Annotated in this window: 29 protein-coding genes, 4 tRNA genes and 2 pseudogenes; 16 read left to right on the forward strand and 19 right to left on the reverse strand. The window is 48.4% G+C overall.

Annotation, left to right across the window (positions count from 1 at the left end):
* Nucleotides 1-104 precede the first annotated feature (104 nt).
* The 7 genes from Q0537_RS09005 to Q0537_RS09035 all read right to left on the reverse strand — a co-directional run bounded on the left by Q0537_RS09005 (nt 105) and on the right by Q0537_RS09035 (nt 2,147).
* Complete coding sequence (locus Q0537_RS09005; RefSeq protein ID WP_299227362.1) at nt 105-500, reverse strand: Imm41 family immunity protein; 396 nt, start codon at nt 498-500, stop codon at nt 105-107.
* 4 nt (nt 501-504) lie between these two features.
* Nucleotides 505-891, reverse strand: coding sequence for an Imm41 family immunity protein (locus tag Q0537_RS09010; protein WP_299227365.1), 387 nt, complete (start codon nt 889-891; stop codon nt 505-507).
* A gap of 72 nt (nt 892-963) precedes the next feature.
* On the reverse strand, nt 964-1,299 hold the full coding sequence (locus Q0537_RS09015) for a hypothetical protein (RefSeq protein WP_299227368.1): 336 nt from the start codon (nt 1,297-1,299) through the stop codon (nt 964-966).
* 8 nt (nt 1,300-1,307) lie between these two features.
* On the reverse strand, nt 1,308-1,631 hold the full coding sequence (locus tag Q0537_RS09020) for a hypothetical protein (RefSeq protein WP_299227371.1): 324 nt from the start codon (nt 1,629-1,631) through the stop codon (nt 1,308-1,310).
* Between the two features lie 215 nt (nt 1,632-1,846).
* A tRNA-Lys gene (locus Q0537_RS09025) sits at nt 1,847-1,922 on the reverse strand.
* Nucleotides 1,923-1,934: 12 nt separating this feature from the next.
* A tRNA-Asp gene (locus Q0537_RS09030) sits at nt 1,935-2,011 on the reverse strand.
* A 60-nt stretch (nt 2,012-2,071) separates the two neighbouring features.
* Nucleotides 2,072-2,147 (reverse strand) — tRNA-Val (locus Q0537_RS09035).
* 128 nt (nt 2,148-2,275) lie between these two features.
* Between Q0537_RS09035 and Q0537_RS09040 the strand changes: the two genes are divergently transcribed.
* The 4 genes and pseudogenes from Q0537_RS09040 (at nt 2,276) to Q0537_RS09055 (ending at nt 5,014) form a co-directional block, all read left to right on the forward strand.
* Nucleotides 2,276-2,863 carry a transglycosylase SLT domain-containing protein gene (locus Q0537_RS09040; RefSeq protein WP_299227374.1) on the forward strand — a complete coding sequence of 196 codons (588 nt, stop codon included), beginning with the start codon at nt 2,276-2,278 and terminating at the stop codon, nt 2,861-2,863.
* Between the two features lie 51 nt (nt 2,864-2,914).
* Nucleotides 2,915-3,274, forward strand: a pseudogene (locus tag Q0537_RS09045) (3-deoxy-8-phosphooctulonate synthase); the annotation flags it as partial.
* Nucleotides 3,275-3,301: 27 nt separating this feature from the next.
* Entirely contained in the window at nt 3,302-4,075 is a 774-nt protein-coding gene (locus Q0537_RS09050) for a hypothetical protein (protein ID WP_366811447.1), read from the forward strand.
* A gap of 501 nt (nt 4,076-4,576) precedes the next feature.
* Nucleotides 4,577-5,014: a PH domain-containing protein gene (locus tag Q0537_RS09055; protein WP_298989808.1), complete on the forward strand. Its 438-nt coding sequence runs from the start codon at nt 4,577-4,579 to the stop codon at nt 5,012-5,014.
* Between the two features lie 7 nt (nt 5,015-5,021).
* On the opposite strand, the gene Q0537_RS09060 is transcribed toward Q0537_RS09055, so the two are convergent.
* Entirely contained in the window at nt 5,022-5,204 is a 183-nt protein-coding gene (locus tag Q0537_RS09060; RefSeq protein ID WP_299227377.1) for a hypothetical protein, read from the reverse strand.
* On the opposite strand from Q0537_RS09060, the gene Q0537_RS09065 reads away from it, so the two are divergent.
* A tRNA-Glu gene (locus Q0537_RS09065) sits at nt 5,172-5,248 on the forward strand. The genes Q0537_RS09060 and Q0537_RS09065 overlap by 33 nt on opposite strands.
* Before the next feature lie 55 nt (nt 5,249-5,303).
* Here the strand turns inward: Q0537_RS09065 and Q0537_RS09070 are convergent.
* The 6 genes from Q0537_RS09070 to Q0537_RS09095 are packed head-to-tail and all read right to left on the reverse strand — an operon-like array spanning nt 5,304 to nt 9,489.
* Nucleotides 5,304-6,080, reverse strand: coding sequence for an ABC transporter ATP-binding protein (locus Q0537_RS09070; protein WP_299227380.1), 777 nt, complete (start codon nt 6,078-6,080; stop codon nt 5,304-5,306).
* On the reverse strand, nt 6,077-6,724 hold the full coding sequence (locus Q0537_RS09075) for an energy-coupling factor transporter transmembrane component T (RefSeq protein ID WP_299227383.1): 648 nt from the start codon (nt 6,722-6,724) through the stop codon (nt 6,077-6,079). Before Q0537_RS09075 ends, Q0537_RS09070 begins: the two co-directional genes overlap by 4 nt.
* Nucleotides 6,721-7,362 carry a hypothetical protein gene (locus Q0537_RS09080; protein WP_299227386.1) on the reverse strand — a complete coding sequence of 214 codons (642 nt, stop codon included), beginning with the start codon at nt 7,360-7,362 and terminating at the stop codon, nt 6,721-6,723. The genes Q0537_RS09075 and Q0537_RS09080 overlap by 4 nt, the downstream gene beginning before the upstream one ends.
* Nucleotides 7,359-7,958, reverse strand: coding sequence for a cobalt transporter CbiM (cbiM, locus tag Q0537_RS09085; protein WP_299227393.1), 600 nt, complete (start codon nt 7,956-7,958; stop codon nt 7,359-7,361). The genes Q0537_RS09080 and cbiM overlap by 4 nt, the downstream gene beginning before the upstream one ends.
* Nucleotides 7,948-8,727, reverse strand: a complete 780-nt coding sequence (locus tag Q0537_RS09090) for a hypothetical protein (protein WP_299227395.1) — start codon at nt 8,725-8,727, stop codon at nt 7,948-7,950. The genes cbiM and Q0537_RS09090 overlap by 11 nt, the downstream gene beginning before the upstream one ends.
* A gap of 12 nt (nt 8,728-8,739) precedes the next feature.
* Entirely contained in the window at nt 8,740-9,489 is a 750-nt protein-coding gene (locus tag Q0537_RS09095; protein WP_299227397.1) for a DUF4198 domain-containing protein, read from the reverse strand.
* Between the two features lie 140 nt (nt 9,490-9,629).
* Between Q0537_RS09095 and serS the strand changes: the two genes are divergently transcribed.
* The 5 genes from serS to Q0537_RS09120 all read left to right on the forward strand — a co-directional run bounded on the left by serS (nt 9,630) and on the right by Q0537_RS09120 (nt 15,279).
* On the forward strand, nt 9,630-10,880 hold the full coding sequence (gene serS, locus Q0537_RS09100; RefSeq protein WP_299227399.1) for a serine--tRNA ligase: 1,251 nt from the start codon (nt 9,630-9,632) through the stop codon (nt 10,878-10,880).
* 7 nt (nt 10,881-10,887) lie between these two features.
* Entirely contained in the window at nt 10,888-11,148 is a 261-nt protein-coding gene (locus Q0537_RS09105; RefSeq protein ID WP_299227402.1) for a hypothetical protein, read from the forward strand.
* Nucleotides 11,145-12,755 carry a ribosome silencing factor gene (gene rsfS / locus Q0537_RS09110; protein WP_299227406.1) on the forward strand — a complete coding sequence of 537 codons (1,611 nt, stop codon included), beginning with the start codon at nt 11,145-11,147 and terminating at the stop codon, nt 12,753-12,755. The genes Q0537_RS09105 and rsfS overlap by 4 nt, the downstream gene beginning before the upstream one ends.
* A 9-nt stretch (nt 12,756-12,764) precedes the next feature.
* A complete protein-coding gene (locus Q0537_RS09115; RefSeq protein ID WP_299227409.1) occupies nt 12,765-14,132 on the forward strand; it encodes a sodium-dependent transporter in 1,368 nt (455 codons plus the stop codon).
* 565 nt (nt 14,133-14,697) lie between these two features.
* The gene (locus Q0537_RS09120; protein ID WP_299227412.1) at nt 14,698-15,279 is read left to right on the forward strand and encodes a LysE family translocator; all 582 of its coding nucleotides are present in this window, start codon (nt 14,698-14,700) and stop codon (nt 15,277-15,279) included.
* 388 nt (nt 15,280-15,667) lie between these two features.
* Here Q0537_RS09120 and sodB read toward each other — a convergent pair whose 3' ends face one another.
* The gene (gene sodB / locus Q0537_RS09125; RefSeq protein WP_299227415.1) at nt 15,668-16,291 is read right to left on the reverse strand and encodes a superoxide dismutase [Fe]; all 624 of its coding nucleotides are present in this window, start codon (nt 16,289-16,291) and stop codon (nt 15,668-15,670) included.
* A gap of 618 nt (nt 16,292-16,909) precedes the next feature.
* Between sodB and ribH the strand changes: the two genes are divergently transcribed.
* The 6 genes and pseudogenes from ribH (at nt 16,910) to Q0537_RS09155 (ending at nt 21,276) form a co-directional block, all read left to right on the forward strand.
* On the forward strand, nt 16,910-17,380 hold the full coding sequence (ribH, locus tag Q0537_RS09130; protein WP_291939803.1) for a 6,7-dimethyl-8-ribityllumazine synthase: 471 nt from the start codon (nt 16,910-16,912) through the stop codon (nt 17,378-17,380).
* A 1-nt stretch (nt 17,381) separates the two neighbouring features.
* Nucleotides 17,382-17,756 (forward strand): annotated as a pseudogene (nusB, locus tag Q0537_RS09135) (transcription antitermination factor NusB); the annotation flags it as partial.
* 650 nt (nt 17,757-18,406) lie between these two features.
* Nucleotides 18,407-19,093 carry an orotidine-5'-phosphate decarboxylase gene (gene pyrF, locus Q0537_RS09140; protein WP_366811440.1) on the forward strand — a complete coding sequence of 229 codons (687 nt, stop codon included), beginning with the start codon at nt 18,407-18,409 and terminating at the stop codon, nt 19,091-19,093.
* A 484-nt stretch (nt 19,094-19,577) separates the two neighbouring features.
* The gene (locus tag Q0537_RS09145; RefSeq protein WP_299227418.1) at nt 19,578-19,823 is read left to right on the forward strand and encodes a helix-hairpin-helix domain-containing protein; all 246 of its coding nucleotides are present in this window, start codon (nt 19,578-19,580) and stop codon (nt 19,821-19,823) included.
* 50 nt (nt 19,824-19,873) lie between these two features.
* A complete protein-coding gene (locus Q0537_RS09150) occupies nt 19,874-20,071 on the forward strand; it encodes a hypothetical protein (protein ID WP_299227420.1) in 198 nt (65 codons plus the stop codon).
* Nucleotides 20,072-20,418: 347 nt separating this feature from the next.
* On the forward strand, nt 20,419-21,276 hold the full coding sequence (locus Q0537_RS09155) for a DUF3108 domain-containing protein (RefSeq protein ID WP_299227423.1): 858 nt from the start codon (nt 20,419-20,421) through the stop codon (nt 21,274-21,276).
* Nucleotides 21,277-21,417: 141 nt separating this feature from the next.
* Here Q0537_RS09155 and Q0537_RS09160 read toward each other — a convergent pair whose 3' ends face one another.
* The 4 genes from Q0537_RS09160 to thiH form a co-directional block, all read right to left on the reverse strand.
* Nucleotides 21,418-22,416 carry a hypothetical protein gene (locus Q0537_RS09160; RefSeq protein WP_299227425.1) on the reverse strand — a complete coding sequence of 333 codons (999 nt, stop codon included), beginning with the start codon at nt 22,414-22,416 and terminating at the stop codon, nt 21,418-21,420.
* Between the two features lie 179 nt (nt 22,417-22,595).
* Nucleotides 22,596-23,906, reverse strand: coding sequence for a thiamine phosphate synthase (locus tag Q0537_RS09165; protein WP_299227427.1), 1,311 nt, complete (start codon nt 23,904-23,906; stop codon nt 22,596-22,598).
* Nucleotides 23,900-24,622, reverse strand: a complete 723-nt coding sequence (locus tag Q0537_RS09170; RefSeq protein WP_299227430.1) for a hypothetical protein — start codon at nt 24,620-24,622, stop codon at nt 23,900-23,902. Before Q0537_RS09170 ends, Q0537_RS09165 begins: the two co-directional genes overlap by 7 nt.
* The gene (thiH, locus tag Q0537_RS09175; protein ID WP_299227456.1) at nt 24,615-25,700 is read right to left on the reverse strand and encodes a 2-iminoacetate synthase ThiH; all 1,086 of its coding nucleotides are present in this window, start codon (nt 25,698-25,700) and stop codon (nt 24,615-24,617) included. The genes Q0537_RS09170 and thiH overlap by 8 nt, the downstream gene beginning before the upstream one ends.
* Nucleotides 25,701-25,968: the final 268 nt, after the last annotated feature.

The following is a 25,968-nucleotide window of genomic DNA, read 5'->3' on the forward strand; positions in this document are numbered from 1 at the left end:
TAAACTACTATTTTTCAAATTTAATAACTTTTTCATCTTTATCCGCCGTAATTTTTGCTTTTGCTAAATTATACACCTTATTTGCGAAGCAGAGATCATTTATATTAATTTTCATAGAAAAATTTGATTTTATAAAAATTTTCATCTCCCGATGCGACTGCCAACAATAGGCTTTTTATACGACGAAATCTATCGAAAATATTCGGCTTTATATCTTCTTGATATTCATACGTTTTAAAACATTCGCTTTTTGCATCTATATCTACGTCGCGCCAACTTCCGTTTAGAAATATATCATTAGAGATAGAAATAATGCCCTGCATGATCTCCGGATCCAGCTCTTTGTTTTTATAATGCTGCAAAATCTTTTTTAAATCGGCTTCCAATTTCCAATATTCATCATCGGACCATAGATTATTATCTAAAATCATACCTATGAACGAATTTGCATCATATCTATCATCAAATGCAGTATTTCTATAAAAATTTACAAGATTCATTGCATTAATCCTTTGGAATATACCAAAAACCGCTATTGTCAAGCTTTTGTTTGAATACGATGCTGTTGCACAGAACATTTAATCTTTCAAATCTATCATATATGCTAGGCACCACGCCGTCGCTGTTTTCCGCGCACAGCATATTACTTACATAAATTTCCGATTTATCCTCCACGCCGATAACATCATTAAATATCGCTAGTATTGCGGCGAAAATTTCTTTTGGAAGCGTTTTGTTATGATAAAAGCTCAAAATCTGCATTAAAGTTTTATCTAACTCCCAATAATCGCAATCCGACCAAGTTTTTTGATATATAAATTTTCCAACAAACGAATAGATGCTAAATTTATCAGAATTCGTTGAATTCTGGTATAAAAGTTCTAACTCCATTAATCACCGTCCTTTTCATTTCTTTATTAAATTTAGCCATCTTTATGGCAAATTTGCGTTTATAAAAATTGATTATTTTCTGCTTGGCGACTCTTTAGATAAAATTTTTGAATCAGGATACAATTTTTTCAAAAATTCTATCTCTTCTTGATCTAGCTCATCTAAAACCTCTTCTGTCGGTCTTTCGCTTAAAATTTTTCCATAAACTAAACTCAATCGCTTATATGCGCGCGGGTTACTATTCTTTTCAAATTGCCTTATTATAGCAATTCTGCACTCTTTTGTTATTTCGGTATCGCCCATAAAAAGATCTTTTATATCGCAAGAGGCGCTTTGCTCTTTATATAGATAAAATATCCATGCAAATAATATTATAGCGGCGGCAATAAAGTAAATTTTATTTTTCATGAAATCTCTTATTCTTTCGGCTTTCTATCCGAGTAGTATAGATGTATGACTTCATCCATATTAATCTCTTTTTCCTTTCCGATCCGCTCGGTACACAATGTGAAATTTCCCTCCCTCAAAACGCACTTTTTTAATAAACCAACTATAAAGTCGTTATTTGTGCATAGATCTAAATTTCCAGAATGAAATTTTTTAATAAAATTTAGCTCCTCTTTGTCTAATTCTTGCTGCGCCTTTTGATCTATACAATATCTATCTAAAAAATAAAATTCATAATAATAGAAAAGTCGCCTATATGCCCCGCTGTTGCCATTATTAGCTCGTTGTATCAATTTTAATCTGCATTTTTGCTCATACGATTGTAGTTTTGCCTCAACATATCGTTAATATCACAAGGTGAAAAACTTAGCACCGAAAGAACAATATAAATACAAAGAAATATACTAAGTATGATTAGAAAAAATTTCATTTTATATCCTTACTTATTTTTAGCTTTTTAGATATAAACATCAATATATAGAATTTACGATTTAATTAGTAATAAAAGTGGTGTCCTGCGTTGGATTCGAACCAACGACCCCCTCATTAAAAGTGAGATGCTCTACCTACTGAGCTAGCAAGACATCGTAAGAAAGTGGCGCGACGAATGGGGCTCGAACCCACGACCTCCGCCGTGACAGGGCGGCATTCTAACCAGCTGAACTACCGTCGCACCAAAAATCACACTCGCAACGCAAGTGCTAAAGAAGTATGAAATCCAAGGATTTCAAAATGGTGGTCGCTGTAGGGATCGAACCTGCGACATCCACCTTGTAAGGGTGGCGCTCTACCAGCTGAGCTAAGCGACCGTTTGGGTTTAAAAAAGAAATGTAATTATATATCCAATACGATTAATTTTCACTTAAACAATGATGAAAAGACTGAAATTGTGCTATACTTGCGACATAAAATTTTATCAAAGGCTCGGTAAACTTATATGAAAAAGTTGGTTTTTGCCCTGTTTTTAGCGCTTCAAGCCCCCGCTTACTCGCCAAACGAGATCGTAAACGCTATCGCCGCAGTAGCGCAAAATGAAGGGGTAAAGCCTGAAATTTTATACACCATCGTCAAAATCGAAAGCGACTTCGAGCCCTACACGATCTCCTTTTTGACGAACAAAGCAAACGCCGATTATTTTGCAGGCCTGCGCAATCAAAATGTCCGTATCAAAACGAGCAACTATAGCCTAAATTCCAGCAAATGGGTCGTTACGATCATACCGGCAAACGAAATTTACGCCGTGCAGATCGCCAAGTACCTGTACGAGGACGGATTTAGCATCGACGTGGGGCTCGGGCAGCTAAACGCCATAAATTTCAGCCAAAATGAGATAGATTATATATTCAACCCGATGTACAACCTCACCAAATGCGCCAAAATTCTGCGCAAATGCTGGAACGCCAAAAATAAAAATATCAAAGACACGATCGAGTGCTACAACTACGGCATGCGCAAGCGCTACTCAAACCCTTACTACAAACGCTTTTACGAGCATTACGAGAAATTTTTCGGCAAGCCCTATTAAGAGTTAGTAAAATTTCGCTAAAATCGCGCAAATTTTAAAAAAGGATATTTCATGATACTGATCGCAGGACCCTGCGTGATCGAAAGCCGCGAGCTGATAATGAAAGTCGCGGAAAGTTTGCGCAAATTCAACGAAATGAGCGGGGTGGAATTTTACTTCAAAAGCAGCTTCGATAAAGCCAACCGCACCAGCATCTCAAGCTTCCGCGGCCCGGGGCTTGAGCGCGGCTGCGAAATTTTAGCCGAGGTAAAGGAAAAGTTCGGCTATAAAATTTTAACCGACATCCACGAGAGTTACCAGGCAGAGCCCGCCGCGCGCGTCGCCGACGTGCTGCAAATACCCGCGTTTTTGTGCCGCCAAACCGATCTGCTCGTCGCCGCAGCCAGCACGCAAGCGGTAGTAAATATCAAAAAAGGTCAGTTTCTATCGCCGCAGGCGATGAAACACAGCGTCGAAAAGGTGCTGCAAACCCGCAGCGCGCGGGCTTATACCCCGCAAAGCGACGCGGCATTTAGCGATACAAAGGCCGCTCAAAACAGCGCCTGCTCCGACGATGCCGAAATTCGCGGCGCACAAAGCGGCGCCCGAGGCGGTGCGGATAGCGCTTCTTCGGCGCTAGGCGCGCAAAATTCTTGCGGTGCACAATCGGGCACACAAAATTTTATTCATACTTGCGGCGCTAAAAGCGGTGCCGAAAGTACCGCTAAAGGTACGGCGACGCCTTGTGCCTCACAAAGCGATAACAAAAGCGAAGCGCAAAGCACCTTGCAACCAAACTTCTCTCATACTTGCAACGCGCAAGACGGCTCGATAAGTGCCGCGCAAAGCGCCTCGCAGCCAAGCAGCGAAGGTATGCACGATCTGGCGCGCCGCCACGGCGTTTGGCTCACCGAGCGCGGCAGTACCTTCGGCTACGGAAATTTGATCGTCGATATGCGCTCGCTGCCGATTATGCGCGAGTTTGCGCCGGTCATTTTCGACGCGACGCACAGCGTGCAGATGCCTAGTATCGGCGCTACGAGCGGCGGCGACTCGCGCTTCGTGCCGTACCTTGCACGAGCGGCGGCGGCCGTGGGCGTGGACGGCTTTTTTTACGAAACACACCCAGATCCCGCTCACGCGCTTTCGGACGGACCGAATATGCTAAATTTACAGCAGCTTGAGCACGTTGTCGCGCAGACGCTCGCGATTCAAAAAGCGCTCGGATTTTAGAGCGGGCGGCTATAAAATTTCAAATTAGGCTAGCGAGCTTAAAATTTTTCGCACGCTAGCCGCTTTTTGCACTTTGCGCTAACAAATTTTATATTCCACAAGGATGTGCTTCAAGCGCAGCGAGTTTGCATATCGCACGCTAAAATTTCAAACGTATCGCGCGGCTATAAAATTTAGCGTATTTGTAAAATTTTAAACTCCACGCGCGCTTCACCAAACTTCGAGGGCTTTGATAAAATTTACGCGGCATGCGCCTATCGCCCAGCGCGAGCAGGACAATTTCGCGCCGCTAAATTTACAATTCTAAAAGCCTAGCGCGCAGAATTTAGCCATAAATTTTGTACAAAATTTCGCAGCCGACAAAGTAAAATTTAATCTAAATTTACGCACAAATTCCGATTGCCCAATCCGCATTACACGAGCTGCCGCCGCATAAAATTTAAGTCAAAATTAATGGGGCAGGGATATAATTCAAGCCTAAAATTCTTTTAAAGGATATTTATGGGTTACGTAGAGTCTAACCTTCTAAATGGCGAAACTGTAATTGCTAAAGCTAAAATTCACTGGGCGGTTTTTATCTCCGCTATCATCATATTGATTCCCGCGATAGTTGGAATCATAAATAAAGATGATAGACTTTCATTCATATGCTTTGGCGGTTTTATAGCGGCGCTAATTCACGGATTTGTTGTTTTAAAAACAAACGAGCTTGCTATCACAAATCAGCGTATAATCGGCAAAAAGGGTCTTATCAGTCGCGAAACGGCGGAGCTAAAATATGAAAAAATCGAAAGCATATCCGTAATGCAGAGTATCTTGGGACGAATTTTAAAATTCGGCACCATAGTGGTGCGAGGTACCGGCGGCACGGCAGTTAGCTTCCAATTTGTCGCTAATCCAGTAGCGTTTAAAAACAAGGCGATGGAAAAGATCGGCTAGACTTTTTTCATATATGAAATTTCAGCCAAATCATAAAATTTACGTCGCAAATTTTATCTATGCCGCGCCGGCTTTTAAAATTCCAAGCGATCTGTGCTTGCGCCGCCGCCAGCATTTTATCTAAAATTTTGTTTTTGTCGCTATAATGCGGCTTCTTGACCTTTTCGTCTAGTGGCTCAGGACGTTGCATTCTCAGTGCGAAAACGCGTGGTTCAAATCCCGCAAGGGTCGCCATTATGGACTTATACAAGCCTCTTGATTTTAAACGATAAATTTATCTATGATTTTATCATGGGCTTTCATATAGCCCGTCAGATTTTAAATAATAAATTTTATCCGCGATTTTATCGATGAAGCTTTTATCGTGCGAAACGATGATCTCGCTTACGTCGAGCTCCGCCAAAATCCCCGCCACGCGCTCCTGCATCGCCTCATCAAGCGCCGTCGTAGGCTCGTCCAGTAGCAGTATCCTAGGCTCGCACACCAGCGCGCCAGCAAGCGCCACCAGCTTTTTCTCGCCGCCGCTTAGATGAAAGGGCACTCGCTCGCGCAGATGTTCGATTCCCAAGCGCCGTAGCGTCTCTAGCGCCTTGCGCTCGATCTGCTCTTCGCTTAAAATTTCAAGCTTTTTTAGATGGTCGTTTTCGCTGCCCTGCCTTAAAATTTGCGCCTTACGACCAAAAAATTTAGAAAAAATTCCACGCCTTTTCTCCGCATTTCGTGCTTGTTTTAGCCGCTCATTTTGTGCACGCAGGCTAAATGCGACGTCCTCAAACACGCTCGCGCACAAAAATTGATCGTCGCTGTTTTGGAATAAAAACCCGATCTCGTGGCGAAATTTTGCAAAATCCTCCACACACTCGAGCTTCTCGCCGAAAAGCTCGATCTCACCCTCGCCCCATTGCCTTAGGCCGCCTAAAATTTGAAGCAGGCTCGTCTTACCCTGTCCGTTCGCGCCCAAGATCGCCACTTTTTCCTTATGCCCTACGCTCAAATTTACGCCGCGAAAAATTTCTCGCTCGCCGTTTTTAGCGCTTAAATCCAGCGCCTTAAGCGAGCAGCTCATAAGATAGCTCCGATTTTAACAGATACGCACGCCAGCACGAACATCAAAAACGAGGCCTCCGAGACGCTTAAGCCCTCGCGATGTTCGTAAAATAACCTACCGCAAAACCCTCGCGCACTCATTACCATGCTTAAATTCCTTGCCTGCTCAAGTGCCGAAATCGCTAAAATCCCGATCAAATTCGCATAAATTTTATAAGTGAAAATTCCGCTCGTCCCCACAAATCCGCGCATCCGCAAAAGAGCTTGCAGCCTTGCTAGATCCGAGCGTAAAAAATTTACGAATCGCCCGCAGCAATACACCAAAGAGCTTAGCTTTTCGCCGAGCCCGAGCCCGTAAAATCCGCGCGCGAAAAAATATTCGTCTTTGCCATAAAATAGCAAAATTGCAAACGCCATTATCAAATTCGCGCGCAAAAATATCACACCCGCAAGCTCGTAGTTGCCGACCACGGCGGGGCTTAACGCGCTTAAAATCGCAAAGATATTTAATACCGCAAGCCTTGTGCAGACCGCACGCGCAATCGAAATTTTAAGCGCAAAAAGAAGTAGCGGCGGGGCAAAAAACGCTGCGTAAAGCTGCCCGCTAAGTCCGACGCCGAAGCTGAATATAAAAAACGCGAGCAGCGATATGACGGGGCTCATTTGCGCGCTCTTTTCGCTAGCCACATTAAGCCAAAAAAGCCGAAAATCAAGGCCAAACAAAGCGCGATTTTAGGCGCCTCGGCGGACTGGTTTTGAAACGCCAGGCTCCTAATATCGCCCTTAGGGCTTTCTTTTGGCAAGATGCTTTGCGAGGCGGAATTTTCCAAAGGCTCGGAAACGCTTGAAATTTTATTTTCAGGCGTACTAGCTTTCGGCGCGATATTTTCAGGCACGCTGTCTTTGGACGCGAAATTTTTAGCGGCGTTCAAATTTTGCGGCACAGGATTTTTAGAAACGTCAGAATTTTGTGGCATGGAATTTTCGGAGCTGCCGGAATTCTGCGGCGTAAAGTCCTCGGCGCTAAATTCCATCTGCGCGCCGTGCCCTGCGCCTCCATAAATTTGAATAGTAAAATTTTTAGCGAGTATTCGTATGCTCGCAAGTCCCTCTTTATCGGTCCTAGTGCGCAAAATTTCGCGCCCGTCCACACTGATTAAAACTTCGCACTCCATGCAGGGAGAATTTTTATAAAAATAGCTATAAATCTCCACCTTATCGTCCTCTTGCGTCGCAAAAAGATGAAGCGCATGCGAAAATGCGAAGGAGGTAAAAACCATCAAGAAAAATAGCGCTCTCATCGCCTTTGTCCGCCGTAAAATTTCGTAATAAAGCTAAGTGCAAAAAGAGTGATGATCCCTTCCAAAACAGCTAAGATTGCGCCTTCGAGCGAGATGAGCGTCGCGATAGCAAAAAACTCCCGTCCGCTGATGAAAAGCACGAGATCAAGAAGCAGCATCGAGCAGACGATCGGCACGAAACCCGCTAAAAACAGATAAATTTTTTGCGTGCGCACTTTTAGCTCTTGCGCTTTTGCGGCGGCGGCAAAGAGTCTGCCCAAAACCGCTGGAAAGCCGATGACTGCGGTATTTACGCCTAGCACGCTAAGCCCTCCGAAGCCGAAAAACACCCCTTGCAAAAACAGCGCAACGAAAATCGCCAAGATCGCGCGCGAGCCCAAAAACGCGCCCACGAGCCCACTTAGCATCAGGTGCATGGAGCTGACGCCCACGGGCAGGTGCACGAAAGATGCGACGAAAAATAGTGCACTAAAACATGCAATCCTCGGGATTTCAGACTGCCTTACGCGCCATAAAATCGCCGCCACGGCAGGCGCCGTAACCGCCCAGCCAGCTAGCAGCACGGGCGCGCTCAAAACTCCTTCACTAATGTGCACGGCTCGCCTCCTTTAAATCGCCCCTGTTTTTTAGACGCGCAAAAATGCAGGAGCTAGCTAAATTTAAGGCATTTGCGACCTTTGCGATAATCGCTTTGATTATTACAGGTCTTACTTTTACGGCTTTTGCCGCGACAGAATTTTCGGCTGTAAAACTCGCGGCTTGCGTCCTGTTTGCGGCGGCTGTCAGCGCAAGACTCAGAGCGGTCTCAAAACTGCTTGTGGAACCAGTAAATTTGATAAATTTTACGGCTCGCACGGCGCAAGAATTTTCGCTTGCTACAATTGCAGGAGCAGCGAGCGGATTTTGCAACGCAAAATTTAAAGCCCTGATCGATCTCGGCGCGGTGTTCGCGCGGTAAAACAAAGCTTGCGAAATTTTAAAAGGTAAGGCTCTTAAAATTTCAAAAAACGAAATTTTACGTGCTGGTATTTTAAGCTCATAAATCCATGGATATGAAATTTTGCGGCTCGAAGCTACTAAGAGCGGATTCCTACCGAGCAAAATTCCACATAGCAGAGTTCTGCTACTTGAAATTTTACTCAGCGGAATTTTGCTCCGTAAAGTTTTAACCAAACCCTGAGACGCAGACTGCGCGCGGGTGCAAAACGACAAAATTCTTCCCCGTAAAATTTTAGCCGCAGAATTCGCTTGAAATTTTACGTCGCCAAGCAAAACGCGCGAAAATAAAATTTCAAAGCCCTGCTCAAGCGTAAATTTAAATTTATACGCAGCGACGCAAATTTCGCCCAAAAAAAGAGATCTCACCGAGTCGCTCCCCTATTTTTTCAGCTCGTCTGCCTTGATCCAAAGCACGGCTCCCAGCTCATTTACGGGCTGCTCGCTTCCTTTGGCGGCTTCCTCCTCGCTAAGAGCCGCAAAGCCCCACCAGCCGGCAACCGGCATCACGAAGCTAAACTCGCCCGCGCCGTTGGTTTTAACGACCTGCGTGACATGCGCCTCGCTAGGGGCTTTGTAGCCTTTATCATTATATAGCTCGATCTCCACGTCCGCGCCTGGGACGGGCCTTCCGTGCAATAAAAAAACTCCGCTAAATATCTCGCCCGCATACAGCGCATAAGGCCGCACTAGCGGCACGATCTCCGCCTCTAGCCCGAGCGGCTTATCCCAGCCTTCGCCCGCGTCGTAAGCATCGACGTAGGTTTTGGTGATATGGCGGATCATCTTCTGTTCAGCCGGCTCGGCATAGGGTCTCGGATCAAAATAAAACGCTAAAAGCGATGGCTTGTCAGCTTTAAATTCCGCCGCAAAATAGGAATTTTCGCCTTTTTTTTGCTCTTTTAGGCTGCCTAGGAGCGATTTTTTCTCACCATCAATAAAAACGCCGAATTCTGCGGGCTTTTGTAGATTCATAGATTCCTGCAAAAACGGATGGGAGAATTCCAAATTTAGCTTTAAAGTAGCATCTTTTTGATCCTCTACGACATTTTTATCCGTCGTAAGAACGCCAAAATGTGCGAAAGCAAGGCTCGCCGCGAAAATTCCTAAAAAAGCAAATTTTGCTTTCATGTAATACCTTTCATAATAAAATATTACGGAATTGTATCACTTTTTTTCATCCGTATTGCTTAAATGTGGGTTTATTTTGAGTATTTAAAGCAAACTTTAGTTAAAATGTCGCAATTTAAATTACCAAAAAGAGGCAGAAAATGATAAATTTAAAACTTATCGAGACGAATTTCGACGAATTTAATAAAAAACTCATCGCCAAAAAAGTCCCGCCGCAGACCCTACAAACGCTACTGGATGCCTACAACGAGCTAAAATCTAAAAAGAGCGATCTTGAAAACCTCCAAGCCGTGCAAAATGCAAAGAGCAAGGAGCTGGGCCTCGCCGCGCGCGAGGGCAAGGGCGTAGGCGCGCTAAAATCGCAACTTGAGGAAAATAAGCAAAAGATTCAAAACCTAAGCGAGCTCGTAAATGAGCGCGAGCAGAGCCTAGAAGCGATCGCCGCGTGCGTGCCGAATATCATCGACGACGACGTGCCGATCGGTGCGGACGAGAACGAAAACGTCTGTATCAAAAAGGTGCTGCAGCCGCGCACGTTCGACTTCGCGCCCAAGCAGCACTTCGAGCTCGGCGAGGCGCTCGGGTGGCTTGATTTCGAGGGCGGCGTCAAACTCAGCGGCAGCCGCTTCACAGCGATCCGAGGTCTTGGCGCAAAGCTGAATATGGCTCTCATCAACTATATGATCGAATTTAACAACTCACGCGGCTTCGAGCTCGTAAATATGCCGTTTTTGGTGCGCGATCAGATCCTCTACGGCACGGGTCAGCTGCCTAAATTTAAAGACGATCTTTATCGCGTTGACGACGAGGAGCAAAACCTCTACCTCATCCCTACGAGCGAGGTTACGGCGACAAATCTCTTTAACGATGAAATTTTACGCAGCGAGGAGCTGCCGATCAAGCTCACCAGCTACAGCCACTGCTTTCGCAAAGAGGCGGGTTCGGCGGGGCGCGATACGCGCGGCATGATCCGCCAGCATCAGTTCGAAAAGGTCGAGCTCGTCGCCATCACGCGCCCAGAGGATAGCGCAAAGATGCTTGAGGAGATGATTTCGTGCGCGAGCGATCTGCTAGCTAGCCTTGGCCTTCCGCACAGACACATGCTGCTTTGCAGCGGCGATCTGGGCTTTAGCGCCGCAAAGACCGTGGATTTGGAGGTTTGGCTGCCGGGGCAGAACCAATACAGAGAGATCAGCTCGATCAGCAACTGTCGTGATTTTCAGGCGCGCAGAGCCAAGATCCGCTTCAAAGACGGCAAGAAAAACAGCCTCGTTCACACGCTAAACGGCTCCTCGCTCGCGGTCGGCCGCACGCTAATCGCGATAATGGAAAACTACCAGCGCAAGGACGGCAGCATCGAAATTCCACGCGTCTTAGAAAAATATATGTAGGCGGCCCGTGCAAAAGCCTTACATAAACCCAAATTTTAACGCCCGCTTCGCAGCCGCTGGATTTTGCGCGGAAAAATTTAGAAAGCGCGACGTTAAATTTTTCGCGTTGCAAAACGCAGGATTTTTTGCAACAAAATTTGGTAGCACGAAATTTTGCGACGTAAAATTTCATAAAGTAAGATTGCGCCGCGCAAAATTTTATACCGCGGAATTTGCGGCGAAGGGCGAGAAATTTTGCGGCGCGGAGCGGCGCGGAGCAGGCGCGTGAAGATCGCGCTTTTCGGCGGCAGTTTCGATCCGCCGCACGCAGGACACGACGCGGCGGTAAAGGCGATCTTATCCAGCCTGAAGCCCGACTTGCTAGTCATCATGCCGTCGTTTCTAAACCCGTTTAAAAAGAGCTTTTCGGCGCCTCCGCAGCTGCGGCTTAGATGGTGCCGCGCGGTGTGGAGCGACGCCCCTCACGTGGAGGTGAGCGATTATGAAATTTCGCAAAACCGCTCGGTACCCACGATACAAAGCGTGAAATTTCTGCTCGAAAAATATGGCGCGAACGGCAAAATCACGTCCGAGACGGCAGGCGGAGCGGGCGAAACCCCGGCAGCCGTAACGGATAGGGCTCTACCTAACGGCGCAAATATTGCGAATAAAATTTCTGCCGGTGCTTATACTCCTGGCAGCGCAGACGAAATTTTACTCGAGAAGACGGACGGGGCTTTGTCGTGCGATATAGGTAAAATTCTAGGCGGCGACGCCTGCTCCGCCGATATTACGGGCAGGACGAGCATTTCCGCTAACGCAAAAAACGAAGCTCTGCAAGGCGGAATGGCGAATCAAATTTCGATTGGTAGCAAAAGCGAAATGGACGGAATTTCACAAAGTAACGCGGGCAGCGAGGACGGCGCGAGTAAAATCCAAAACGCAGATAAAATTTCAAATGCGAGCGAAATTTCAAACGCAAAAAACCGTGAAATTCCAAGTATCATGGCAAGTGAGAGTTTGGATGCGGATGAAATTTCAGGCGCGAATAAAATTCCAAGCGGTAGTGCAAACGACGTATGCAACGTAAGCGGTAGCGCAAATGAAACAAACGGCATGGGTAGAGCAAATAACGTAAGCAGCGCAAGTAAAGCAAATGATAACGCAAACGGCGCGAATGATACAAACGGCGCAGGCCAAGCAAACAACGCAAGCGATGCGAGCGACATAAATGATACAAACGACGCGCATAGCGCAGGCAACGCAGTAAATTGCATAGGTAGCGCAAGCGGCACGGATACAACACCAAAGCTCTACATCGTCGTGGGGGCCGACAACCTATCGGAGCTTCATAAATGGCGCGACTTTAGCGAACTGCAGAAATTAGCGGAGTTTGTCGTGCTTACGAGGCCCGGCTACGAGATCCCGCGGCAGTGGGCGAGCTTAAGGCGGATCGAGATTGCCGTAGATGCGAGCTCAAGCGGTTTTAGGCGAGATTTCAAAGGCGAAATCCCGCCCAAGATCGCAGCAGAGGTCATAAAATTTTATAAAAGGAAAGATATGCAAGATCCAAAGCAAAGGGCGGAGCGGATCGCCGAAATTTTAAACGAAAAGAAAGCCGAAGACGTCCAGATCATCGATATGGAGGGGCGCGAATATATCGCAAAGCTCGTAGTTATCGCCACTATGCTGACCGCCCGCCACGCAGCCTCGCTCATCGAGGAGCTAAAAAGCGTGCTTAAGCCGCTCGGCGAGGAGTTTTTGGCTATCGAAAGCGGCGATGAGTGGAGCGTCGTCGATCTCGGCGACATCATAGTCCATCTCATCAGCGAGACTTACCGCGCCAAATACAATATCGAGGACTTCCTCGACAAGCTCAAAAAAGAGCAATTTTAAGGAGGGAGCGTGCCGAGACAGACCTGGAGCAGCAAGCTCACATATATCTTAACCGTCGCGGGCGCCACGATCGGCTTTGGCTGCACGTGGCGGTTTCCGTATTTAGTCGGGCAAAACGGCGGTGGCGCCTATGTGCTCATATTTTGCATCGCGATGATCGTGCTTGGAATCCCGATGATCTTGGTAGAAAATGTCATCGGACGCCGTGCGCTAAGAAACTGCGTCGATGCTTTCACGGCGCCTAAAAAGGACGGCTCGCGTATAAAGCCGGCATGGAAAATCGTAGGCATCATGGGCGTAATCGGCGCATTTGGAATTTTAGCCTATTATATGGTTCTCGGCGGCTGGGTGCTAACCTATATCGTAAACATCGTAAGCGGCAACTTCGACCTCTCCGCGCGGATCACAGACCCTGCATTTACGCAGAAATTCTACGCAGATCACATCGAAAATAGCCCACTCGGCGTCGGAGCTTACACGATCGTTTTCATAGCGATCAACTGGTACATTTTGAAAAACGGCATCATCGAGGGGATCGAAAAATTCGTAAAATTTCTAATGCCCGCGTTATTTTTGTGCTTCATCGCGGTGATCCTTACAAATTTAACGCTCGAAGGCGCAAAGGAAGGCGTGAAATTTTATCTCGGCGTCGATTTTGCTAAGATCACGCCCAAGCTTTTGATCGACGTTTTGGGTCAGGTCTTTTTCGCGCTCTCGCTCGGATTCGGCGTGATGATCACGCTATCTAGCTTCCTTAATAAAGACGAGAAGCTGATGCAAACAGCCACTATCACCGCGGTCGTAAACACGCTCATCGCCGTGCTTGCGGGCTTTATGATCTTCCCATCGCTCTTTAGCGCAGGGCTTGAGCCGAGCAGCGGCTCGTCGCTGGTTTTTAAGAGCCTGCCGATCGCGTTTTCGCATATGCCGTTCGGCAACGCCGTTGCGGTGGTCTTTCTCTCGATTTTGCTCATCGCCGCGCTTACGACGTCGATCACGATCTATCAGGTCATCATAAATTTCGTCGAGGAGCGCTTCTCATTTTCAACGTTAAAGGCGGTAAATTTAACGCTCGGCGGCGTCTTCGTGCTCGGCAACCTGCCCTGCATACTCTCAAGCAGCGTGCTTGCGGACGTTAAAATTCTGGGGCGCTCGGTTTTCGACGCCTTCGACTTCATAAGCGCGAACGTCTTTTTCGTGCTAACGGCGCTGCTGTGCTGCATCTACGTGGGCTGGGTGCTGAAAAAAGACGCGATCTACGAGCTTACTAACGAAGGCGATCTGAGCGCGAGGCTCGCGGGAGTTTGGTTTTTGTATGTCAAATTTATCCTGCCGCTCATCATCGCGGTGATCTTCGGATACGGGATTTTCGGCTAAATTTAAAGCCGCGAGAGTTTTAAATTTTAAATTTACCCGCGGCGGTGCAGCTCACTTCGCCGCAATATATTTTATGCCAAGGCGTGTAGAATTTAAAATTTCATTCGTTCCGTTGCATACTCTGCGGCGTAAGTTTTTACTCGGTGCGACACATTGTATTAAAACTTGCGGCACGGCGGTCTTGCGACTAGGTGCGAGACACTGCACCGCAGTTATAATATAAATTCAGCGCAGGCGTAGCCTGCCCCTTGTAAAGCGTCGTCGGGGGTTAGGTGGGGTTTGGGGCGGGAAGGGGAGCGACCTCGCAATTCAAGCCCCCTTCCCGCCCCAAGAAAAGTTTGGGTGCGGCGCGGCGCACGGCATATCGCAATGATGAAGCGCAATAAAGCGATGTGCAAAATTCTAGATGACAGCTCGCAATGTGCAGTTCCGCGGTGCGGCGGAATTTTAAAATTTTATTCGCCTCAGCGTAGCGCGTTAAATTTTAGAATTTTAAAATCTATCGCAGCGGCGCCGTATCGCGAGAGATAAAATTTAAAATTTAGCCGCAATTTAGGGGTTTTCAATGCTTCTGTTTTTCTTTACGATCTTTCCGATATCGCTGATGCCGGGCATCAACATGACCTACGCGCTAAATCTCGGCATCGCACGCGGCTATCTTAGGGCGCTGCCCGCGTTGCTCGCGCAGGTGCTAGGCGTCGCAGCTGTGGCGCTTGCGTGCATATTCGGCGTCGCGGGCATTCTGCTTGCGCACCCTGCGGCGCTTAGCGCGATTAAAATTTTAGGCGGCGCGTATATCTTCTATCTGGGCGTCGCGACCTTTTTAGCGCGCGGAAATTTCAAGCTGCAAAAACAAAAGCGTAGCGAAAATATCTTCTTCCAAGGCCTCGTAGTCGCGGTCTCAAACCCCAAGGCGTGGATATTTTTCACCGCGCTCTTTCCGCCGTTTTTGGACGCGGACAACCTTTTCGGCGCGCGCACTTTCACCCTCGTCGCTACGCTGTGCGCCAGCGAAAGTATCTGCCTTAGCATCTACGCGCTAGGCGGAGCGGTGCTAAAAAATCTGCTGAAAACCCATCTAAAATACCTCGAAATTTTCTGCTCTGCGCTGATGTGCGCGATCGGGCTCTGGATGATTTTGGGCTAAATTTTAATCAAATTTAGCGCCCGAGTTTTGATGAAATTTTAAATTTAAAAGATAGATTGAAAAACGGTATTGCTGCGGCTAAATCTCAAGAAAAGCCTTTAAAATTTAGCCGCTAGCTTTGAATTAAAATTTTAAGCGATCGGTCGCGTGCACCAAGCGCCGCAGCGATTATCGTCCAGGGTCGCCTACGGTGCGTCTAAGCGATTTTGGCTCTACGTATTCTGCACGAGCCTATCCGCTCTACTCGGATTATGCGTTTAAAGCGGATTTTAACTCTGCGGGTAGCACCGCTTCCGTTTGTGACGTGCCCGCGCAATTTAAAATTCACGCAAGCGAAGCGCGACGGACCCAGATCTTTGTATCGCCGCGTCCGCTTAAATTTTAAAATTTAATCTCTGCCGTGAAGCTCATCGATGTAAAATTTCACCGAGCCGAGACCCTCTTTTTTCGCCCATTCATAGGCACTTGAGACGAACTCCCAGTTGATGCCCGCGTAAAATTTCTCCAAATATTTCGGGCGCGCATTGTGCTCATCGATGTAATACGCGTGCTCCCAAACGTCCACGACTAGAAGCGGCACGAGCCCCTCAGTTACCGGCGTAGCGGCATTTTGGGTCGCTTTGATGCAAAGCTTGCCCAATTTCGGATCGTAAGCGAGCCACACCCAGCCCGAGCCGAAATGCGCCGTAGCGGCAGCCAAAAACTCGCTTTTAAAATCCGCAAAATTTTCCGCTAGCGCCGATTTTAGCTCCGCAGACGGCTCACTAGGCTTTGCGATGCAATCCCAGTAAAAATCGTGGTTGTAAACCTGCGCTGCGTTGTTGAAAAGCCCGCCGCTAGCCGCCGTTACGATCTCATAAAGCCCCTTGCCCGCGAACTCGCCCGATTCGGTAAGTTTATTTAAATTTGCCACGTAGGTCGCATGGTGCTTGCCGTGGTGATAATCACAGGTTTGCTTGCTTACGACCGCGTTGTGCGCCGCATCGAACGGCAACTCTCTAAGTTTAAACATCTTTCTCTCCTTGAAATGAATTTTGAAGCGATTATAGCCTAAAATTTCTAAACGAATAATAAAATTTATTATTTAGGATTAATTTTAAGATGAATTTCAATCTAAGCCATCGTAATCGCATTTTAAATTTAAAATTTAGGCGGCTTATTAACGCCAAAGCTTTGCTTTCATCCTCATCAGAGCGCTTTTTGTGTGCGACCAGGCATACGGGCTTAAGCACGCTACCGGTACACAAGAGCGGCTATTTACCGTCGTCTGCGTGATTGCGAACTTTTTATATTTATGCTTGCTTTGAAATACATAGCGCTGCGCTCGCATACGTCCTATACACGGGGCTCGGCACGCTTTTATCACTTCACTCTAAACGATCGTCGCGCTAAAAGAGGGCGCAGAGATTAATCTGCTTCGCATATTTTTCATATTCACGCTAAGCTTATGCATAGGTATTGGCACGATCGGCGCTGTGATCCTAGGCGTATTCATCCACCGCGAGAAAATTTCTGCGCGCAAAGCGCCCCTCTTATTTCTAATAATTTCAAGCGCCGTGATGCTGAAATTAATTTAGAATTTTGGCGAATTTAGCTAAGCTTAGCGCTAAATTTAACGCAAAGGAAAATCATGAAAATCATCGAAGGCTCGCTTGCTCTTAAGGGCAGCGAAAAAATTCTAATCATCAACGCCCGCTTCAACCACATCATCACCGATCGCCTAGTCGAAGGGGCGCATGATGCGTTTTTGCGCCACGGCGGCAAGGAGGAAAATTTAAGCCTTATGCTTGTTCCTGGCGCTTTTGAGATCCCGCTCGCGCTTGAAAAGGCGCTAGCTTCCAAGCTCTACGACGCCGTCGTCTGCCTAGGCGCGGTGATCCGCGGCTCTACTCCGCATTTTGACTATGTAAGCGCCGAGGTAAGCAAGGGTATCGCAAACACTATGCTAAAATACGGCGCGCCCGTGACTTTCGGCGTGCTAACTACCGATAATATCGAGCAGGCAATCGAGCGTGCAGGCGCAAAGGCCGGCAACAAGGGCTTTGAAGCGATGAGCGGCGCGATCGAGCTTCTAAGTCTATTTCGCAACATAAAGGCTTAAAATGGCTACCAGACACCAAGCCAGGCTCGCTGCGATCTCGCTGCTTTACTCCCAAGATATGAACGGCGGCGGCGAGGACTTTGCGGACGAATATCTGGAGGAAAAGCGCATTCGCAACGAGCAGCGCAACTGGACGCTGGCGCTTCTACGCGGCGCTAGCGAAAATCTCGCCGCGGTCGATGCGCTGATAGATGAAAATTTAAAGGAATTCAAGCTCGCCGAAATTTCGGCTCTGGAGCGCGCGATACTGCGGCTCGGGGCGTATGAGTTGCGCTTTACGGACACCGACGCGGGCATCGTCATCAACGAAGCGATCAACTCCGCCAAGGAGCTTGGCATCTCGCCAAAATTTATAAACGGCGTGCTGGACGCTCTAAAAGATAGCCCCGTAAACATCGCGGCGGATAAAATTTCTAAGCCGAATACAACGGCAAGCGTAAATTCCGAGCTATCCACAGCGACAAGCGAAAATTTCAAGCCCGCTGCGGCGGAAAGCTCCGCTATTTCAGATACTAGCGTTACGGCGAAAAATTTCATCCCCGCAGACACGGACGGCGAGACAGAAAATTTTACTAAGGCAAAAAGGAGCGGCGCGCCGAAAAATTCTACGGCGAGCAGAAGCAGGCCGTCTAAAAAGCCCGCTAATTTGAAAACTCGCAGCACGCCCACAAAAAAATCCGAATCCGCTGCGAGCAAAAAATTTAAAACGGAGAGAAATTTCAAGACCGAAGATAAATTTAAGACGGAGAAAACGGGCAAAAATTTCAAAACGGGCGAGCGAGGTAAAAATTTTAAGGCAGGCGAACGAGGCAAAGACGCCGCGCCGAAAAAAGAGGGCGCGGATAGAAATTTCAGAGTCGGCAAAAGCACAGCACCAAAAAAGAGCGCTGCGGGTAAAAATACTGCGCCGAAAAGTAGGGCTGGGCGCAAAAGCTCTACTGCGCCAAAAAAATCTGCGGGCGGCAGAGGCACCGTCTCAAAAAGACCTACGGGCAACAAAGGCGCAGTACGCGGCAAGGATAAGCGGTGAAGCTCTGCGTCGCGCTTGATTTGGGCTCGAAGCAGCAGTGTTTGCGGCTAGCGAGCGAGCTTGCCGGTTTGGCCGATAAAATTTGGCTAAAAGTGGGCTTGCGAACTTATTTGCGCGACGGAGCGGGCTTTGTGGGGGAGCTAAAAAAGCTCGGAAATTTTAAAATTTTTCTCGATCTAAAGCTCTACGACATCCCAAACACGATGGCGGACGCCGCCGAGGAGATCGCCAGGCTCGGCGTAGATATGATAAACGTGCATGCAAGCAGCGGCAAGCGCGCGATGGCTACGGTGATGGAGCGACTGGATAAGCTTAATTCGCGCCCGTTGGTGCTTGCGGTCTCTGCGCTAACGAGCTTTGATCAGGCGGAATTTAGCGCTGTTTATGATCAAAATTTGGGCGACGCCGTGCGCAAATTTAGCGTGGCGAGCTACGAAGCCGGGCTTGACGGCATGGTCTGCTCGGCATTCGAGAGCCGCCTGATAAAGGACGCTACGAGCGCAAATTTTATCACGCTCTGCCCGGGCGTGAGGCCTTTTGGCGAGAGTGCGGCAGATCAAAAGCGAGTGGCGGATCTAGGCATCGCGCGCGAAGCAGGGGCTGATTTTATCGTGGTCGGCCGGCCGATCTATCAAAGCGCTGATCCGCGCGAAATTTGCGAACGAATTTTGGATCAAATTTAGCGTCAAAAATTGCGTAAAATTTGACGCAAACTCGTTTTAAGCGCCGTTTCCGCGCGAAAGAAATTTTAATTAAATCATCGCACAAAGGCGGCTCGGATGACGTCGAAGCGCCGTCGTCATCTTTTTATAAAATCCGTTGGAGTTTGAAACAAACGCATCAGATTTTCGCATTTGACGCAAGGCGGAAGCGTAAATTTGCTCCGTCGGGGATTAAAAACGTTTAAGCTTTGCCGCGCCCAAGCTCCCTGCTAGCTTGCGGATAAAATTTCCGATAATGAGCGCGGACGGACGTCTTAGCACTAAAAAGCGGCGCGCATATGCACAGCGGCGGCCCGGCGACGAGCTAAAATTTTAAACATTTTTCGCACCGCGTGGATAAAAGCCTCGCACGAGTGAAATTTTGAAATTCCACACTCTCAAGGGGTTTTAAAATTTCATCCAAATGGCGAGTCTGTCGAAATTTAAATAAAGATTGGAGTAAAATTTGAGTAAAGGCGCGAGCGATTTTAAGAAAATCCCCTATGTCGGCGAGGCGACCGAGGCGGATTTGCTGGCGCTGGGCTATACTGACATCACTTCTCTAAAGGGCGCGGATCCGAGCAGATGTTTGAACGCACAAAGGTGCTCGGGCGCGGCAGATGCATCCTCTACGTTTACCGAGGCCAGCTACTACGCAAATACGCCTCGTCCCGACAAAGCCAAGCTGAAATGGTCGCTTTGGAAGGATTAAATTTACGAATTTGACTCGCACGAGCCGTTTAAATTTAAGCGGATTTGCTAATGACCGACGCGGCTGTATTTGCGGCACGAAACGGCGCCTCACGGAAGTGCAAGCTAGCAAGCGCAACGAACGGCGCAAATTTTATGCGCGAGCTTTACGAGCACAATGCGATGGGGTTGCGCAAAGAACGTAAATTTTATAGGTGCGGCGTAGCGGTTAGTGCGAAGTACAAACATAGCCGCAATATTAAATTTTGATTTTATTCACAGACACGCTTTGCGATGAAGCAACCTGTACGAAATATAAAATCGCCGATTTCGGGCAAGCGCGCGCCGAGCCGTATATGCGTCGTAAATATAAAGGCGGCGACAGTCGGTATTTTTAGGCGCACACGGCGCAGCCTTTCACGACGGCGAGCGGTGGCAGCTGATATTTAATAATCACGCTATGGAGAAAAATGAAATAGGCGGCGCAAGTTTTGCTTTTTATGGTAAATTTTACGAATGCGGCGCAGATTCCCGCGCGAGTTTTACGAGCGGCGCGCAGAGCGTAAATTTAATGGGTGCCTTATGATTGGGCGCAGCAAAGCGAAAGGACGATAAGGATGAAATTTTTTGCTACTTTAATTTTGTGCGCGAGCGCGCTTTTGGGCGAGACGATTAGCGCGAAATATGAGATTTCGTTCGGCGTTTTCGGCGCGGTCGGCAGCGCAAATACGCGGCTCGTGCGCGAGGACGATCGCTACGAGATCGTCATGGACGCCGTTGCGCAGGGCGTCGCGGGCAGCCTAAGCGGGCAAAGGCGCGAGAGCTTCCGCTCAAAGGGGCGCATCGTGGCGGGGCTTTTGATGCCTGATCTCTACGTCCACGAGGTCTCGCGCAAAAAGGGCAAAACGACGAAAAACGAGCGCAAAACCTACGCCTTCGACTACGCGCGCAAAACGATAAAATTTCAAAAATTCAAGGGCGCGGGCGGCGAGCTACAGCTCGTAAGCGATGAAATTTTGCCCTATTTTGCGACGAACGACCTGCTGAGTTTGTTTTTCAATTTCTCTAAAATCCCGCACTCGGGCGATAAATTTTTCGTCCGAGCCGCGGGCGCAAAAAGCGCCGACGGAAGGATCGACATCGAAAGGCCGCGCGGAAGCGCCGCCGCAGATATCGCGAGCGAGCTTGGCGTCGCGCCGCCTAGCGAAGCGGATACAAACTCCGGCGCAGCGGCAAGCGCAAGCTCTAGCGGAGCAGATACGAAAACCGGCGCAACGGACGCAAATTTTAAAGGGCGCGGCGCGGGTGCAGATAAGCAGGCTGCGGCGATCTACGTGGTTTTCATCAACCAGCCGATATTTTCGAGCAGCCGAGGCGAGCTGCACCTAAGCCTAAACGAACGCGGTTACGCCGATCGCGCCGTTTTGAAGGACGTGCTGCTCTTCGGCGACATCCGCGCGCGGCTCGTGGAATGAGACTTCATAAATTTACGAGGTAAATTTTGTTCAAATTTATCCCTGCTCACTTCAAACGTCATCGTTTTCATATCGCTGAAAAAGGGCAAATTTGATCGATCATAATTTAATATAAATTTAAAATAGAGTCCGCTTTATGATCTACACAAAAATTTGCGGCTGGATTTTATCTAAATTTTTCCCTGTTTTGAGTAGAAAATAGGCTTTTAGCTCCCCGTATTCTTTGCTACTTAGAAACGAAGCCTCTATAAAAGAACTTTTGTCGTATATCAATATGCTATCATTTATAATATCAAGGCCTAGCCCGTTAAAAAGCCTATATAGCAATAAAGGAAAAAAGCTAATCGATATAATTACCGCAAAAATTATCCAAAAATTTTCCTCCCTTCCATCTATCACTACCGCTACGAAAAAAACTAAAAGCAAGTATATAAAAGCAAATAGCAGCATAAGGCATTTTATCTTTTTTGATATTTCGGGATATGACGGTCCCGTGGTTCTTTTGATACCAATTATATTTGAAATTTTGGTCTCATATAAAACGGCTTCTGTCTTTTTAGAGTATAGAGTTATGTCGTCATTTTTAAAATATATATAGCACTTGCCGCAATTTGAGAATTTATTTAATGCTCTGAGCGGAAAATAGCAATCCAGCAAAACGAGAAATAAAATTTGCTGGGCGGAAAATTTACCGCAGATCGCCATCAATATCGTAGTAATGATATAAATCGCGCCGATGATAGCATTTAAAATTATAGCGTGGTCTTTTATGATTATCGGTTCTTTATCGTAATCACGAGTTTTAGCGCCCCGCGATGAAATACCGCCTGTGTTTAAATTTTGAAATTTTACCTCATTTTTTGAGTTTAAATTCGTGCCGTTTAAATTTGTATCTCGAAAATTTGCGCCGCAAAGATGATCGGGTTGCGATTCGGGGTCTGTTTGATTAAAATTCGCATTTTTAAAGCTTTTGCTACTCAAATTTGTATCATTTAAATTTAATGAGCTGCGATCCGTTGCATCGTTTAAATCCTCATCGTCAAAGATATCGGCGCTAGCGCCTTTTCGCAGCTTTTGCTTTAAGTTCTGGCGCCCCTCGTTTAGAAGCTTTTTTGATTCCTCAAGCCACACTTTATCCAAAAAATATCCTTAAGCTTAGATCGCTCGTATTTTATAATTTCAGGCTTAAATCGCAATAAATCGCGTTCGTTTCGCGCGTTTTTGATTTTATTAAAAGATGTGTTTTGCATTGCGCCGCATGCAGCGCAATGATGGCGGCAAAGCATGGCAAAAGAAACGGACCACATTTTCGGATCGATTCATTTCTTAAATTTTCTTATGAAATCGCTCGCGTCCCGCGCCGTCATCGCCGAGCTCATAACGGCGATCCTATCGGCTCCCGCGCGTAGGACCGAGGCGAAATTGCGCGGCGTTATGCCGCCCAGTGCGTAAATTTCGCCGTCGTAAAACCTACGCACGGTGCGGATCAAATTTAGCCCCTTCGGCGCGAGCCCCGCCTTGCAATCGGTCGCGAAGATATGGCTCAGGCAGATCGCGCTCGCGCCCAGCTCCAGCGCCTCGCGCGCCTCCGCTTCGCTGTGACAGGAAGCGACCAGTTTTTTGAAATTTGCGCGCAAAAACTCCGCGCCGCGCGCCGCACTGAAGCTCCGCAAAACCCCGAGCGGCAGCCATAAATTTCTCTCGCCCGCCCGCAGCGCAAAATCTGAAAAATTATGCACAAAGATCGCGGGCAGGCGCCTTGCGCTCTCTGCGCTCTGCGTGCCCTCCGCACCCTGCGAGTTTTCCGCTTCTTTCACGTTCTCTATGCCGTTTGCCTTTTCTGCGCTATGTGCACTTTCTGCGCTCTCGGCGCTTCCTCTGTTCTGCGCGATCCCAGCGTCTCCTGCGCTCTGTATAATCCCGGCCGCGGGTTTTGTTTCGCTTGCGGCGCCACGAAGCGAAATTTCACTAGGTGCGTTATCATTCGCGCGATTTGCGGCGCCGGTAAAATTTTCAGATAAAATTTCATCTAAAACGCAAGCGGAATTTTTAGGCCAAATCTCATCCGTAGCGGCGTGCTTGCGGGCCGTATCCGCGCAAAACCCGCTCTTGCCGTCGCCCAAATGGAGCTTTTTTAATAAAATTTTGTCCTCGCTGCGCTCGCAGAGTGAAATTTTATCCGCGTAGGCCGCGCTAGCGTCCAATCCGCCTACGAGGGCTTGGACGGCGCAGGCTCGATCGTCGTAAATTTTATGCGGAATCGCACGCGCGCAAACTTCCTCTGCGAAAATTCCGTCCGAGCGAGCCGTACCCGTGCCAAACCCCTCTTCGTGCGCTTCTGCCGCATCAAATTTGGCGGCGCGGATTTTATTTGGCAAAATTTCATGCGGGCAAGCTTGATCCGCGTCAAAGCTGAGCCGGTCTGCGCGATCGTAGAACTCGCAAGCGCGCAGTATATTCTCAAATAGCGCCGCATAGGTCGCTTCGTCCAGATCCTTTTCGCGCACGACGATCTCGCTTACACCCGCCGCGGCAAAATCCGCTATGCGCGCAAGCAGCGCCGCATCGCCGCCGCAGAGCGCGCGATTTGTGATGATCGTAATGCGCGAAGCAAGCTCTAAATCTAGCATCCGCCCGCTCCTTTAGGCCCAAAATCCACGCCCGTGAGCGACGCCGCACCGAGGCTCAAAATTTTATTCACAGCGTTTAATTTTAAAATTTCGCCCGCAGCGCTAAGGTTTAAAATCTCATTCGCCAGTATTGAAGCCAAAATCCCTGCCTCCGCGCTAGAGCTTAAAATTCTCGCAGTGCCGCTAGAAATAAAATTATTCGCCGCCGCATCGAAAACTAAATCCATAGCCAAGGTGCTGGAGCTTAAAATTCTGCCCGTCCAGATGGAGGCTAAAATTTTGTTCGCGTCGCTAGAGTTCAAAGCATCTGCCGAACCATTAGATTTTATCGGCTTTGCGTTGCCGCCGCATAAGAACCTGAAGCTCGCGCCGTTTTTAAATTTAAAATTTACGCCGCCCGAGGGCTTGGAATTTGCGCTGCCCTTAAATTTTAAATCCGCGTATGTGTTCCTGGCCCTCAAATTTACACACGCATTTTTAAGCCCAGAATTCCTAACGTTCGCTAGTGCGGCGCCCAAGCCTTTTTTATCTGCCATAGCGCCATAAATTTTATCGCCGTGTGCGGCGTTGCAAAATTCCGCGCCGTATTTTACGCTACAAATTTTACTTCTGCGCTGGGCGGCACTAAATCCGCCCTCGAGCCCGACGCTGAAAATCTCGCGTCTAACGCCGTAAATTTCATCCACGTACGCGGTAAAATTTCGCGCCTCACACATAGATATACTCGCTCATCAGCGGCTGCAGTCCGCCTGCGCGGATCGCCTCGCAGACTTCGCTTACGCTGCGCGCGTCGCTGATCTCGAACTGCTCGTCGCCCCTCTGCTCGCTGTGCCCGCCGATACCCACGCTCACGCCAGCCGAAATTTTGCTCGCCGCGATCCTGATCGCATTGTCGCGGAAGCCCGCCCTCTCGCGCGTAGAGATCGTGATCTGCGCACTTGGCAGCAGTAGCCGATACGCGCACATGACTTGCAGCAGCTCGCGCTCGCCGACGTCTTTCGGGTTTATTTTGTCGTTATTGATGATCGGGCGCAGGCGCGGCACCGAAAAGGCAATCTCGGCGCGCGGGTACTTGCGCTGAAGCAACCATGCGTGCACACCCGTAGCAAAGGCATCGCGTCGAAAGTCCCCGAGCCCCAAAAGCGCCGCAAAGCCCACGCCGCGCATACCGCCTCTGATCGCGCGCTCTTGAGCTGCGAAGCGATACGCAAAAACGCGTTTGTTGCCCGCAAGATGCAGCTGTGCGTAGCGCGCGGGGTCATAGGTTTCTTGAAAAACGGTGACGAAATCGACGCCACAAGCGTGCAGATAGGCATAATCGGCGGAGTTTAGCGGATAAATTTCGACGCCGATTACCTTAAAATACTGCCGCGCGAGCTCGCAGGCGCGCCCGATGTAGCGCACGGGGCTGTTTTTCTCGCTCTCGCCGGTGAGGATCAAAATTTCTTCTAACCCGCTTGCCGCGATCGCCTCAAACTCCGCCTTTAGCTGCGCCTCATCGAGCCTTGCGCGCGCGATTTTGTTTTTGCAGTTAAAGCCGCAGTAAACGCAGAGATTGTCGCAGTAGTTGGAGATGTAAATCGGCGTGAAAACGGCGATGTTGCTGCCGAAATGCGCGACCTTCTCGCGCGCTGCGGCTTGCGCGATCTGCTCCAGATGCTCGCCCGCGCGCACGCTTAGTAGCGCGGCAAAATCGCGCAGAGTTCTATTTTTCGCGCCGATCGCCCTTTGCACGTCAGCCTCGCTCGCCTCCTCGCAAAAGCCATCGCGCAGAGCAAGCGTGCGCTCCATCATCTCGCTTCCGATATCCTCCATGCCCGCTAGATAGCCGGTTTTCATCATCTTTAAAATTTTCCTTTTAAATTTTCATTTAAATTTCACGCGGCACGTTTTTGCGTGCAAATTCTTGCCGCGCAAATTTTAAAATTTCATATTGTACCGCGCCGTGCGAAATTTTAAAATTTCACGCCATGTCTATCGGCTGCTACGCCGAGCTTGCGCGATATGTATCTGTACAAACCCGAGAAAGGCAAATTCAGCGCAAAAAACACGGCTCGCGCAA

The sequence above is a fragment of the uncultured Campylobacter sp. genome, from assembly GCF_938017775.1.
In the GTDB taxonomy this organism is placed as follows: Bacteria; Campylobacterota; Campylobacteria; order Campylobacterales; family Campylobacteraceae; genus Campylobacter_B.